Origin of the sequence: Bradyrhizobium sp. SSBR45G, from assembly GCF_030159255.1 — a bacterium.
Taxonomy (GTDB): Bacteria; Pseudomonadota; Alphaproteobacteria; order Rhizobiales; family Xanthobacteraceae; genus Bradyrhizobium.
The window spans coordinates 116,511-128,864 of record NZ_BSCT01000012.1 but is presented as its reverse complement, the minus strand read 5'-3'; the positions used below and the strand labels follow the sequence as shown (position 1 = coordinate 128,864).

Annotated in this window: 13 protein-coding genes; all 13 read right to left on the bottom strand. The window is 65.8% G+C overall.

Annotated features, from left to right (window positions below):
• Nucleotides 1-4: 4 nt before the first annotated feature.
• Nucleotides 5-256 (bottom strand): SemiSWEET transporter, encoded by a 252-nt coding sequence (locus QQL87_RS16710; protein ID WP_284420013.1) that lies wholly within the window; start codon nt 254-256, stop codon nt 5-7.
• Between the two features lie 240 nt (nt 257-496).
• The gene (locus QQL87_RS16705) at nt 497-1,288 is read right to left on the bottom strand and encodes a 3-hydroxybutyrate dehydrogenase (RefSeq protein WP_284420012.1); all 792 of its coding nucleotides are present in this window, start codon (nt 1,286-1,288) and stop codon (nt 497-499) included.
• Nucleotides 1,289-1,293: 5 nt separating this feature from the next.
• The gene (locus QQL87_RS16700; RefSeq protein WP_284420011.1) at nt 1,294-2,469 is read right to left on the bottom strand and encodes a DUF3734 domain-containing protein; all 1,176 of its coding nucleotides are present in this window, start codon (nt 2,467-2,469) and stop codon (nt 1,294-1,296) included.
• A gap of 143 nt (nt 2,470-2,612) precedes the next feature.
• Nucleotides 2,613-3,128, bottom strand: coding sequence for a CAP domain-containing protein (locus QQL87_RS16695; RefSeq protein ID WP_284420052.1), 516 nt, complete (start codon nt 3,126-3,128; stop codon nt 2,613-2,615).
• Between the two features lie 412 nt (nt 3,129-3,540).
• Nucleotides 3,541-4,581, bottom strand: coding sequence for a sulfate/molybdate ABC transporter ATP-binding protein (locus QQL87_RS16690; RefSeq protein WP_284420010.1), 1,041 nt, complete (start codon nt 4,579-4,581; stop codon nt 3,541-3,543).
• The gene (cysW, locus tag QQL87_RS16685; RefSeq protein WP_284420009.1) at nt 4,571-5,476 is read right to left on the bottom strand and encodes a sulfate ABC transporter permease subunit CysW; all 906 of its coding nucleotides are present in this window, start codon (nt 5,474-5,476) and stop codon (nt 4,571-4,573) included. The genes QQL87_RS16690 and cysW overlap by 11 nt, the downstream gene beginning before the upstream one ends.
• A 9-nt stretch (nt 5,477-5,485) precedes the next feature.
• On the bottom strand, nt 5,486-6,322 hold the full coding sequence (gene cysT / locus QQL87_RS16680) for a sulfate ABC transporter permease subunit CysT (RefSeq protein ID WP_284420008.1): 837 nt from the start codon (nt 6,320-6,322) through the stop codon (nt 5,486-5,488).
• Between the two features lie 57 nt (nt 6,323-6,379).
• On the bottom strand, nt 6,380-7,369 hold the full coding sequence (locus tag QQL87_RS16675; RefSeq protein WP_284420007.1) for a sulfate ABC transporter substrate-binding protein: 990 nt from the start codon (nt 7,367-7,369) through the stop codon (nt 6,380-6,382).
• A 318-nt stretch (nt 7,370-7,687) separates the two neighbouring features.
• On the bottom strand, nt 7,688-8,413 hold the full coding sequence (locus tag QQL87_RS16670; protein ID WP_284420006.1) for a phosphoadenylyl-sulfate reductase: 726 nt from the start codon (nt 8,411-8,413) through the stop codon (nt 7,688-7,690).
• The gene (locus QQL87_RS16665; RefSeq protein ID WP_284420005.1) at nt 8,410-8,928 is read right to left on the bottom strand and encodes a DUF934 domain-containing protein; all 519 of its coding nucleotides are present in this window, start codon (nt 8,926-8,928) and stop codon (nt 8,410-8,412) included. The genes QQL87_RS16670 and QQL87_RS16665 overlap by 4 nt, the downstream gene beginning before the upstream one ends.
• Nucleotides 8,915-10,570 carry a nitrite/sulfite reductase gene (locus QQL87_RS16660; protein WP_284420004.1) on the bottom strand — a complete coding sequence of 552 codons (1,656 nt, stop codon included), beginning with the start codon at nt 10,568-10,570 and terminating at the stop codon, nt 8,915-8,917. Before QQL87_RS16660 ends, QQL87_RS16665 begins: the two co-directional genes overlap by 14 nt.
• Before the next feature lie 10 nt (nt 10,571-10,580).
• Nucleotides 10,581-10,895, bottom strand: a complete 315-nt coding sequence (locus QQL87_RS16655) for a DUF2849 domain-containing protein (RefSeq protein WP_284420003.1) — start codon at nt 10,893-10,895, stop codon at nt 10,581-10,583.
• Nucleotides 10,896-12,326: a siroheme synthase CysG gene (cysG, locus tag QQL87_RS16650; protein ID WP_284420002.1), complete on the bottom strand. Its 1,431-nt coding sequence runs from the start codon at nt 12,324-12,326 to the stop codon at nt 10,896-10,898.
• Between the last annotated feature and the right edge of the window lie 28 nt (nt 12,327-12,354).

Below are 12,354 nucleotides of genomic sequence, written 5' to 3'. Positions count from 1 at the left end.
ACTCCTAGCCGTAGCGCAGCTTCAGGCCGAGGATCGCCGTCACCAGCCCCAGCGTGATGGCGTTGGCGACCACCAGCGGGACGTCGCTGATCAGCGCGCCGTAGAGCAGCCACATCGCGTTGCCGGTGGTCAGCAGCACGAACATGCCGGTCGAGATGTCGGTGGTCGAGCGCGACCGCCAGGCCTTGATGACCTGGGGCAGGAACGAGCTCGTGGTGCAGGCGGCGGCACCGAGGCCGATGAGGGTGGTCAGCAAGATGAGAGGTCCGTGGGCGTGCGTCCGAAACAGCCCCGCTTGTAGAATGGACTGCGCCGAAGCGAAACCCGCGACGGCGCAGAATGATTCCGCCGATTTGGATGCACCGCCCACAGTCATTCCCCGCGAAGGCGGGGAATCCAGTACGCCGCGGCTCCTCGATGGTGTTTACTGGATCGCCCGGCTTGACTAAATACCAAGCTTGGCGATGACGACGGAGGGAGCGGCGAGTCGCCGGTCTCAGGCCGCGGTCCAGCCGCCGTCGATCGACAAATTGGTGCCGGTGATCTGCGCCGCCTCGTCGCTGCACAGGAACAGCGCCAGCGCCGCGACCTGGTCGACGGTCACGAACTCCTTGGTCGGCTGTGCGGCCAGCAGCACGTCGTTGATGACCTGCTCCTTGGTGAGGTTGCGCGCCTTCATCGTATCGGGAATCTGCTTCTCCACCAGCGGCGTCCAGACATAGCCCGGCGAGATGCAGTTGCAGGTGATCTTGAAGGTCGCGAGCTCCAGCGCGACGGTCTTGGTCAGGCCGGCGATGCCGTGCTTGGCCGAGACATAGGCCGACTTGAACGGCGAGGCGACCAGCGAGTGCGCGGACGCCGTGTTGATGATGCGGCCCCAGCCGCGCTTCTTCATGCCGGGCACGGCGGCATGGATGCCGTAGAACGCCGAGGAGAGGTTGATCGCGATGATCTGCTCCCACTTTTCCGGCGGAAAGTCCTCGACCGGCGAGACGAACTGGATGCCGGCATTGTTGACGAGGACGTCGACCGAGCCGAACGTCGTCTCGCCGAGCGCGATCATGCCGGCGATCTCGGCCGGCTTGCTCATGTCGGCCGGCGAATGCACGGCCCTCACCTTGAACTCGCTCTCGATGCCGGCGCGTTCCTTCTCGATGTCTTCAGGCGCGCCGAAGCCGTTGATCACGATGTTGGCGCCGGCCGCGGCAAAGCCGCGGGCGATGGCGAGACCTATGCCGCTGGTCGAGCCGGTCACGACCGCGGTCTTGCCCTTCAGATTCGTCGTCATGTTGTTCACTCCTTCTTGGCGGCAGCCAGGCTGCCGTCCTGCGTGAGATCGTAGGTGACCATGGTCTCGCCGGATTGCGGCCGCTCCAGCCAGTCCTTGTGCCGCATCGACTGGTGGACGTCGCGCACGCCCGCCTCCCAATGCTCGACCATCGCGACATGGGAGAAGTCGTAGTCCTTCGACGAGGTCTCGTAATTCTTGCTGCGGTAGATCAGATGCACCACGGTGACGGTGTTCTCCTGCGCGGCCTTGCACAGGATCTCGAGCGAGGGATCGTTGCGCAGCTCGTCCGGCAGCTTGGCATAGAGCTCGCGCAGCGCCTTGCGCGTGTTGTGGATCATGCGGTTCTTGTCGGTGTTCATCCGCGTCCGGCTGGAATAGCGGATGTCCTTCTCGCGCTCGGCGGCTTCGAGCAAGGTCCGCGGCAGGTCGCCACGCGCGGAGAACAGGTCGACCTGGAAGATCAGGAGGTCGCGGCCGGTCTCGCTGTCGAGCACGTAGTCGAGCGGCGTGTTGGAGGCGATGCCGCCGTCCCAATAATGCTCGCCGTCGATCTCGACCGGCGGGAAGCCCGGCGGCAGCGCGCCCGAGGCCATGATGTGCTCGGGGCCAATCCGCTTGCCCTGCTTCCTGAATTCGACATTGTCGAAATAGGTGAAATTGCCGGTGGTGACGCCGACGGCGCCGACCGAAAGCCGTGTCTTGAGATCGTTGATGCGATCGAAATCGACCAGCCGCTCCAGGGTCCGCTTCAACGGCGCGGTGTCGTAATAGCTGACCGACTGCGGTGTCCCTGCGGGCCACAGCGGCGCCGGCGGAAACCGCGGCGTGAAGAAGCCGGGCACGCCGAAGGCGGCGATCAGCCCGGCGCTCATCTCGTTGAAGGCGGAGCGGTGATGGTCGCCGTTGAGCAGCGGCTTCCAGGGCACCGGCGACGACACCATCTCCCAGAATTCCTTGAGCCGGCCGATGCGCTTGTCGCGGTCGTTGCCGGCGATGATCGCGGCGTTGATGGCGCCGATCGAAATGCCGGCCACCCATTCGGGCTCGAAATCGAAATGGCACAGCGCCTGATAGGCGCCGGACTGATAGGAGCCGAGCGCGCCGCCGCCCTGCAGGACGAGCACGCGTTGCGATTCGGTGGGAGTTGTCGGCTGTGGGGGAAAGGAATGTTGGGTCATTGGCCCGGTCATTAGCAAAACAAGGCGCCAGCGTGGCGTCACTTCGCGGTGACGTCAATCCACCCCAAGGGCGTGACCGTACCACCCGCCAGGTGACCGCCGATCATGCAATCCGCTGCGCAAGCCGACGGCAGCCGTGCCCGTCAGGAAGGCTTTTTACCGTCCGGCGCCGCCAGAATCATGGTCCAGAACACCTTGTACTTGGTGTTCGGCGCATAGCTCGCCGCGATGCCTATTTTGGTAACACCGGTCTTCAGCATGTTCGCCCGGTGAGGCGGCGAGTCGCGCCAGCCCGAGAAGGCCTCCGCCAAGGTGTGATAGCCGGCCGAGACGTTCTCGACAGCAACGACGGCGTCATAACCCGCGCCGTTGAGCCGCTTCGCCAGCGGGGCGCGGACGTCGTGATCGAGCTTGTTCTTGTCGGCCATCGCCTGCGATTGCGTCTCGGCCAGCCGCATCAGCTCGGGGTCGACCTCGACCATGCCGAGCCCATTGTTCTGGCGGTATTGCGAGATCATCGTCGCCGCGGCGACCGCATCGAGCTTCGCACCGGCGACCGCCATGTCGGCATACATGGTCGGCGCCTGCACGACCGGCGTCTCGGCCGCGCAGCCGGCGAGCAGGAGTGCAATGGAGAAAGCGAGAGCGCGATGCTTCAATGAACCAATCCCTATGCCGACGAGAGAGGCGGGTTGTTGCACATCAACCGTGGCTGAAAGGTGAATCGCCGGTAAGTTCCATTCGGACAATTGCGGCCATTCCGGCCGGCAACGGTTCGTCAACCATAGGGGCAGCGGGGTCAAGCGCCACGGATCGCCCGTGTGATCGAGCCGCAGGCGGCGCCACAGATTAGGTGTCGTCCCGGCCTCCGCGCCGGGACCCATACGCCGCGGCGGTCGTTGCGAGACGAGATGCCGCTCCAGCGTGCCTCGAACAGGCTTCACGGCGTATGGGTCCCGGATCGGCGCCCAGCAACGCTCGCGCGTTGCCGGGCTTGTCCGGGACGACACCGACTGTTTGGTGGCGATCTGAGGCCAACGACCTGTGATCGAGCCTGAGCCCGAGCAGCCTCTACCCGCTCGCGAAAATCCGGTAATGCCGCGGCTTCAATCCGATGCGGTCGCCGATCTTGAGCTCGCGGTCGCGCGGGGCGTCGATCTCGATGATGGCTGAGCTTTCCGTCAGCGCGATCTCGGCGCGCTGCACCGGGCCGAAGCTGCGGACGTGGGTGATGGCGCCGTCGAGCGTGCCGCTGCCGGCCGGGCCGATCACCATGTCGTGGCGGCGCACGAACAAGGTCGACGCACCGGCGGCGTCGCCGGGCGCAGCCAGATCCAGCGGACGGCCGTTGAGATGCACGGCACCGCCGGAGACTTCGACCGGCAGCATGATCGATTCGCCGATGAAACCATGCACGAAGGCGGTGGCCGGAGCGTCATAGACATCGTTAGGCGAGCCGACCTGCTCGATGCGGCCCTTGTCCATCACCACGACGCGATGCGCGACCTCGAGCGCCTCCTCCTGGTCATGCGTGACGAAGATCGAGGTCACGTTGATGGAGTGATGCAAGGTGCGCAGCCATTGCCGCAGCTCCTTGCGCACCTTGGCATCGAGCGCGCCGAACGGCTCGTCGAGCAGCAGGATGCGTGGCTCGATGGCGAGCGCGCGCGCCAGCGCGATGCGCTGGCGCTGGCCGCCGGAGAGCTGGCTCGGATAACGGTCGGCGAGCCAGTCGAGCTGCACGAGGTCGAGCAGCTCCTTCACGCGCGCACGGATCTGCGCCTCGCTCTTACGGATGCTGCGCGGCTGCACGCGGAGTCCAAAGGCGACGTTCTCGAACACGCTCATGTGGCGGAACAGCGCGTAGTGCTGGAACACGAAGCCGACATGACGCTCGCGCGCGCCGCGGTCGAGCGCGTTCTCGCCGTCGAACAGGATCTCGCCGGCATCGGGCCATTCGAGGCCTGCGATGATGCGCAGCAGGGTGGTCTTGCCGGAGCCGGAGGGACCGAGCAGCGCCAACAGCTCGCCATTGGCGACCTTCAGGTCGACACTGTCGAGCGCCTTGAATGAGCCGAAGGTCTTGACGACGCCCCTCGCTTCAATGGTCATGAGGCATGTCCTCGTCGATGTTCCGTTCGAGAATGGTCTTGGCGATCAGCGTGATCAGCGCCAGCATGGCGAGCAGCGAGGCGATCGCGAACGAGGCCACCATCTGGTACTCGTTGTAGAGAATCTCGACCAGCAGCGGCATCGTGTTGGTCTCGCCGCGGATGTGTCCCGACACCACCGACACCGCACCGAACTCGCCCATCGCGCGGGCATTGCAGAGCAGGACGCCGTACAGCACGCCCCATTTGATGTTGGGCAGGGTGACCCGGAAGAAGGTCTGCAAACCGGACGCGCCGAGCGAGATCGCGGCCTCCTCCTCCTGCGTGCCCTGCTCCTGCATCAGCGGGATCAGCGCTCGCGCCACGAAGGGAAAAGTCACGAAGACGGTGGCGAGCGTGATGCCCGGGAAGGCGAACAGGATCTGCAGACCATGGCTCTGCAGCCACGGACCGAAGAAGCCCTGGGCGCCGAACAGCAGCACGAAGACGAGGCCTGAAATGACCGGGCTCACCGAGAACGGCAGGTCGATCAAGGTGATCAGGAAGGTCTTGCCGGGGAAATCGAACTTCGCGATCGCCCAGGCGGCGGCCAGTCCGAACACCAGATTGGTGCCGACCGAGACGGCCGCGACGCCGAGCGTGAGGCGGATGGCCGACCACGCCTCGGGGTCGGCCAAAGCGGACAGGTAGGCCATCACGCCCTTGCCGAACGCCTCGACGAACACGACCACCAGCGGCAGCACGACGAAGAGCGAGAGAAAGCCGATGGCGAGCGTGATGATGGCAATGCGCACGGCCGCCGGCTCGGCGCGCGGATCGCGCCGGGCGGCACTTTCGACATGGCTGGACTGGGCGGCTGTGCCGGACGTCCGTTGCAGGGTCATCTCGATGCTCATGTCGCGGCCTCAGGTCGACGGCGCCTGGGCCTGGGCCCAGCGCTGCAAGCGATTCACCGCGAAGATGATCACGAATGCCACCACAAGCATGACCACTGCAATGGCCGTGGCGTCGGCATAACGGAACTCGGACAGGCGGATCACGATCAGAAGGGGGGCAATTTCCGACACGTTCGGCAGATTGCCGGCGATGAAGATCACCGAGCCGTATTCGCCAACGGCGCGGGCAAAGGCGAGCGCGAAGCCGGTCAGCAGCGCCGGCGTCAGGCTGGGCAGGATGACCTTGGTAATGATGTGCCAGCGGCTGGCGCCGAGGCTCGCGGCCGCCTCCTCGATCTCGGGATCGAGATCGATCAGCACCGGCTGCACGGTGCGGACCACGAAGGGGATGCCGATGAAGATCATCGCGATGAAGATGCCGAGCGGCGTGAACGCCACCTTGATGCCGAGAGCGGCGAGCGGCGCGCCGAGCCAGCCCTTCTGGGCGAACAGGGCGGTCAGCGCCACGCCGGCCACCGCCGTCGGCAGCGCGAATGGGACGTCGACGATGGCGTCGAACAGCCGACGGCCCGGGAAGCGGTAGCGCACCAGCGCCCAGACCACGATCGTGCCCATCACTAGGTTGACGAGAGCGGCGGCGAACGACAGTCCGAACGAGATCTTGAGCGCGCTCAGGGTGCGGCGGCTGGTGACGATGTCCCAGAACTGCGCCAGGCTGAGGTCGGTCGAGCGCACGAACAGCCCGGCCAATGGAATGAGGACGATGAGGGACAGCCAGGTCAGCGTCAGTCCCATGGTGAGACCGAAGCCCGGCAAGGTGCTGCGTCGCGGTGCAAGGACGCTCAAGACGCCACCTGGCTCATTCCCTGGCTCACCCCATCGTCTCCTGCTGTCGGCGTCGGATCAGTTCTTGTAGATCTGATCAAACATCCCGCCTTCGCCGAAATGATCCTTCTGCGCCTTGGTCCAGCCACTGAACACATCGTCGATCGTGAACAGGTCGACCTTGGCAAACGACTCGGCGTAGGTCTTGGCAACGTCGGGATCGCGCGGACGATAGAAGTTGCGTGCGGCGATTTCCTGACCTTCCTTCGTATACCAGTACTTCAGATAGGCTTCGGCGGCGGCCTGCGTGCCCTTCTTGGCCACGACGGTGTCGACGATGGCAACTGGCGGTTCGGCCAGGATCGACAGCGACGGCGAGATGATCTCGAACTTTTCCTTACCGAATTCTTTCAGCGCCAGATAGGCCTCGTTCTCCCAGGCCAGCAGCACATCGCCGACGCCGCGTTCCACGAAGGTGACGGTGGCGCCGCGGGCACCGGTGTCGAGCACCGGAACATGCTTATACAGGTCGGCCACGAACTGCTTGGCCTTGTCGGCCGAGCCGGTCTTCTTCAGGGCATAGCCCCAGGCGGCGAGGTAGTTCCAGCGGGCGCCGCCCGAGGTCTTCGGATTCGGCGTGATGACGTCGACGCCCGATTTGAGCAGGTCGTCCCAGTCCTTGATGCCCTTCGGATTGCCCTTGCGGACCAGGAACACGATGGTCGAGGTGTAGGGTGAGGCGTTCTGCGGCAGGCGCTTCTGCCACTCCTTGTCGAGCAGCCCCTTGCCCGCGATCGCGTCGATGTCATAGGCGAGCGCCAGGGTCACGACGTCGGCCTGCAGGCCGTCGATCACGCTGCGGGCCTGGGCGCCGGAGCCGCCATGCGACTGCTTGATCTCGACGCTCTTGCCGGTCTCTTTCTGGTAGCTCGCCGCAAAGGCCTTGTTGAACTCGACATAAAGTTCGCGGGTCGGATCGTAGGACACGTTGAGCAGGTTCACGTCGGCCGCATAGGCCGATCCCGCCGATGCCAGGGCCGCGACAACAGCCAGAACACGCCGCATCATCCAAGCTCTCCATTCCAAATGACGGGCCCGCAATGTTGCAGGCGCGTCCTGCAGATCGCCGGATGTACGGTTCAGAGTCAACGAAACCGGATTCTCTTGTTTTCAGCCGGACATGAGCATTGTGCTACGAAGCGGGGCACAATGGGATGAGCATTCTGTGCCGCGACACATTGCCGTCGTCGACGCGCAAACGACGGCGAATGTCCGCGATCGGGCGCACGCGACAACCACATGCGCCTGATGTTGTTCTCGATATGTCCGCACAAGCAGACCGCAACCTGAGCGGGACATGTGGATGGTGCCCCACAGCTGGACTCGCTACACCGACGACGTCGCCACCGTGTGGATCCCGCACTCGGTCTTGCCGCGGCCGCGCCAGCGGCCGGCGCGATCGTCCTCGGCGGAGTCCGAGCGGCTGGTGCAGGGCATGCAGCCGATCGAGCGGAAGCCGGAGGCGACCAGCGGATGCTGCGGCAGGTTGGCCGTGCGATAGATCTCCGCGATGTCCTCGCGCGTGACGTTGGCGAACGGATTGAACTTCACCCGTGTGCCGTCCTGCTCGACGACCGGGATCGCGGCGCGCAGGCCGCCCTGGAAGCGCTTGCGGCCATTGATCCAGGCGGTGAAGGGCGCGAGCGCGCGCGCCAGCGGCTCGACCTTGCGGATGCGGCAGCAGGCGTCGGGGTCCGAGAACCACAGCTCGTTGTCGGCATCCTCGCGCGCCAGCGCCGCGGCATCAGGCTTGATCGAGCGCACGTCGCGCAGGCCGAGGATCTCGATCAGCTGGTCGCGATAGGCCAGCGTCTCGGCGAACATGTGCCCGGTGTCGAGGAAGACGACGGGGATCGCCGGATCGACGTCGGCGGTGACCTTCAGCAGCGCCGCGGACTCCGTGCCGAACGACGACACCACGGCGAGCCGCTCTCGCCCGATCGCCTGCAGGGCGGCGGCAATGACCTCATGCGGCGCAGCCGTGCGCAGCGCTGCATCCAGCGCCGCGACCGGCGTCTGTGCGTCCGACGATGATGCAGCCAGCGTGCTCACAGCCCGGCACTCTCCGAATGGCGCAATTGCAGGCGCTGATGCAGGGCCGAGAGCCGGCCGTCGCCGGTCGGCTGATAGAACACCGAATAGCGCTTCACCGTCTCGGCGAAGGCGTCGGCGTCGGCCTGCTTCTTGACGTCGAAGGCGTCGAAGCCGGCGCGCAGCATGAACACGAACTGATCGCGCAGCACCTGCCCTGTCGCCCGCAGCTCGCCGCGATAGCCATGGCGCTCGCGCAGCAGGCGCGCCTGGGTGTAGGCGCGGCCGTCGCGGAAGCTCGGGAACACCAGCGCGATCAGCGCGATGCGGCCGAGATACGGCACGAGATCGTCGACGTCGCGGTTGTTCGGCCAGATCACGCCGAGCTTGCCGCTGGAGCGGCTCGCGAGCGCGTCAGGCCCGGCCAGGAAGCGCGCCTCGGAGACGAGGATCGCGCCCTGCGCCGGCAGCTCGGCATCGTCCGAGACACGGACGAACTCGTCCGCAATGATGTGTCCGCCCTTAACGAGTGGCATAGACCCGCTCCTTGAATGGTTCGACTCCGAGCCGCTTCACCGTGTCGACGAACAGCTCTTCGGGATGCGCGCGCAGCGCGAGATAGGCTTCGACGATGTCCTCGACCACGTCGGCGACCTCGCCATAGGGCACCGCGGGCCCGATCAGGGTGCCGAGCACGGCGCCCTCGTCGGCGCGGCCGCCGATGGTGATCTGGTAGAACTCCTCGTCGTTCTTCTCGACGCCGAGGATGCCGATATGGCCGACATGGTGATGGCCGCAGGCATTGATGCAGCCGGAGATGTTGATGTGCAGCCGGCCGATCAGGTTCGCCGTGTCGTGATTGGCAAAGCGGCGCGTGATCTCCTGCGCGATCGGAATCGAGCGCGCATTCGCCAGCGAGCAGTAGTCCAGCCCCGGACAGGCAATGATGTCGGACACCAGGTTGACGTTGGGGATCGCAAGGCCGATCGCGTCGAGCGCCTTCCACAGCTTCGGCAGGTCGCTCTTCCTGACATGCGGCAGCGCCAGGTTCTGCTCATGGCCGACGCGGATCTCGCCGAACGAATATGTGTCGGCGATATCGGCCAGCGCATCCATCTGGTCGGCGGTCGCGTCGCCCGGAGGTCCGCCCACCGGCTTCAGCGACACGACCACGATCGCATGGCCCTGCACCTTGTGGGCGAAGACCGAGTTCTTGCGCCAAGCCTCGAACTTCGGATCATGCGCGGCCTGCTTGAGCTCGTCCGGCATGGCCGGCAGCGTCTCATAGGCCGGATAGAAGAAGCGCGAGCGGATATCCTCGACGACGCCGTCGTCGATCTTCAGCGCGCCGTCGCGGATCTGCAGCCACTCCTCCTCGACCTCGGCGGCGAACTTCTCGATGCCGAGTTCGTGCACCAGGATCTTGATGCGCGCCTTGTAGATGTTGTCGCGGCGGCCATACTGATTGTAGACGCGCAGGATCGCCTCGACATAGCTGAGAATGTCGTGGCCGTGGACGAACGGCTTGATGGTCTTGGCGATGAAGGGCGAGCGTCCCAGGCCACCGCCGACCAGCACCTCGAAGCCGGTCTCGCCCTGCTCGTTCTTGAGGAGCCTGAGACCGATGTCGTGGATCTTGATCGCGGCGCGGTCATGATCGGAGGCCGTGATCGCGATCTTGAACTTGCGCGGCAGGAACGAGAACTCCGGATGCAAGGTCGTGAACTGGCGCAGCAGCTCGGCCCAGATGCGCGGATCCTCGATCTCACCGGGCGCGACTCCGGCCCACTGGTCCGAGGTGACGTTGCGCATGTTGTTGCCGGAGGTCTGCATCGACTGGATGCCCACTTCGGCAAGATCGGCCATCGCGTCGGGCAGCTCGGCGAGCTTGATCCAGTTGAACTGGATGTTCTGCCGCGTCGTGAAGTGGCCATAGCCGCGATCGTAGCGGCGTGCGACATGCGCCAGCCGGCGCAGCTGATCGGACGACAGCGTACCGTAGGGAATGGCGATGCGGTACATGTAGGCGTGCAGCTGCAGATAGACGCCATTCTGCAGCCGCAGCATCTTGAACTCGTCCTCGGACAATTCGCCCGACAGGCGCCGCTTCACCTGGTCGCGAAATTCGGCGACGCGCTCGTTGACCAAAGTGCGATCGATTTCGTCGTAAGCATACATGACAGGGCCTTCAGGCTTGAGCCGGGAGCGCAATGGTGGCGCCCGTGAGCCGGATGTGTTCGCGCATATTGCCGGGCTTGACCGCGCCGTCGGCAGCGACCTCGACCGGCGCGATATAAGGACCGATGGCGCCGAGATCATCGGCCACGGCTTCCGCCAGCAGCGCGCGCGCCTCGTCGGCGGTGCGGACGATCGCGGCGTGGCTGAGGTCATCCGACCAGCCCTTGGCGCCGGTGCGGTAGATCACCGCGCCGTCCCACGTCCGGTTCGCGGTGATGATCGAGGGACCGGTGATCTTGATCTTCTGTTGCAGCGGGGAGGTCATTCAGACGGGTTCCAGGAGTTTTGCAATCACGCCACTGAGATTCTGCTGACGCCACGGCGCCGAATGCGCCACGACGTCACCGATGATGAGGATGGCCGGGCCGCCATCGATCTGGCCGACGAGATCCGGCAACTGATCGAGCGTCCCGACCGCGGCCTGCGCATCCGGCCGAGTCACCCGCGCGAACACGCCGACCGGCGTCTGCGGCGAACGTCCCGCCGCGAGCAGGCCGGAGCGCACCGCCGGCGCCGCGGTCATGCCCATGTAGACGACGACGGTCATCTTGGTGTCGGTGAGAACCGACCAGTCGACCGCCTCGGCATCGCGCTCCTTGTGCGCGGTGAGGAAGGTGATGCGCAGCGCCTTGCTGCGGAATGTCAGCGGCACCTCGAACTGCGCGGCCGCGCCGATGCCGGCGGTGATGCCGGGCACGATTGTGTAGGACACGCCGGCCTTGCGCAGCGCATCGACCTCCTCGCCGCCGCGGCCGAACACGAAAGCATCGCCGCCCTTCAGACGCACGGCGCGCTTGCCCTCGCGGGCGGCCTCGATCAGCAGCGTGTTGACGGCATCCTGGCCGATGCCGGGCTTGCCGACGCGGCGGCCGACCGGCACGCGCGAGGCGTCGCGGCGGATGCGATCAAGAATCTCCGGCGTGACCAGTTCGTCGTAGAACACGACGTCGGCGTCCTGCAGCGCGCGCAGCGCCTTGATCGTCAGAAGATCGGGATCGCCGGGACCGGCGCCGACCAGGGTCACATGCCCCTCGCTGCGGCCGGCATGATCGGCGCCCGCATAAGCCGTGGGATCGGCGATGCCGCGCAGCGCCGCTTCGGCCTCCGGCTTGCGCCCCGCGAGCACCAGCGCGCCGATCGGGCCGTCGACGACACGCTCCCAGAACCGGCGGCGCAGCGGCATCTCGGCGATGAGGGGATTGATGATCTTGCGGAAGTCGCCGATGAAGCCCGCGAGCTCGCCGATCCGCGCCGGCAGCAGCGCCTCGATGCGCTCGCGCACGCGCCGCGCCACCACCGGCGACGAGCCGCCAGTGCCGATCGCCACCACGACGTCGCCGCGATCGACGATCGCCGGAAAGATGAAGCTGGAATGCGCGAGGTCGTCCATCACGTTGACGGGCAGGCCCACCGACCGCGCCCGTGCTGACATCGCCACGCCGATGTCGCCGGCGCCGGCGCACAGCACCGCGATGACACCGGTGAGATCCGCACTCAGCGGATCGCCCTCGGAACGCTCGATCTGGCCATGATCGTCGTGCAGACCGCCGAGCTCGAAATCGCCATCGGTCGCGAACCAGCGGATATCAGCGCCGGCCGACAACAACACCCGAAGCTTGGCGCGCACGAGCTCCCCCGCGCCGATGAGCAGCACGGGGCCGGCCTTCAGATCGAGAAACACCGGCAGATATTGCATTGCGCTCTTCGGTTTCGACTCTTCGGGG

What these genes read in the sequence shown, in the direction of transcription:
- QQL87_RS16705 (WP_284420012.1), bottom strand. Translation starts at nt 1,288, where the DNA reads ATGACGACGAATCTGAAGGGCAAGACCGCGGTCGTGACCGGCTCGACC.
- QQL87_RS16700 (WP_284420011.1), bottom strand. Translation starts at nt 2,469, where the DNA reads ATGACCCAACATTCCTTTCCCCCACAGCCGACAACTCCCACCGAATCG.
- QQL87_RS16690 (WP_284420010.1), bottom strand. Translation starts at nt 4,581, where the DNA reads ATGACCATTGAAGCGAGGGGCGTCGTCAAGACCTTCGGCTCATTCAAG.
- cysW (WP_284420009.1), bottom strand. Translation starts at nt 5,476, where the DNA reads ATGAGCATCGAGATGACCCTGCAACGGACGTCCGGCACAGCCGCCCAG.
- QQL87_RS16675 (WP_284420007.1), bottom strand. Translation starts at nt 7,369, where the DNA reads ATGATGCGGCGTGTTCTGGCTGTTGTCGCGGCCCTGGCATCGGCGGGA.
- QQL87_RS16665 (WP_284420005.1), bottom strand. Translation starts at nt 8,928, where the DNA reads ATGCCACTCGTTAAGGGCGGACACATCATTGCGGACGAGTTCGTCCGT.
- QQL87_RS16660 (WP_284420004.1), bottom strand. Translation starts at nt 10,570, where the DNA reads ATGTATGCTTACGACGAAATCGATCGCACTTTGGTCAACGAGCGCGTC.
- QQL87_RS16655 (WP_284420003.1), bottom strand. Translation starts at nt 10,895, where the DNA reads ATGACCTCCCCGCTGCAACAGAAGATCAAGATCACCGGTCCCTCGATC.
- cysG (WP_284420002.1), bottom strand. Translation starts at nt 12,326, where the DNA reads ATGCAATATCTGCCGGTGTTTCTCGATCTGAAGGCCGGCCCCGTGCTG.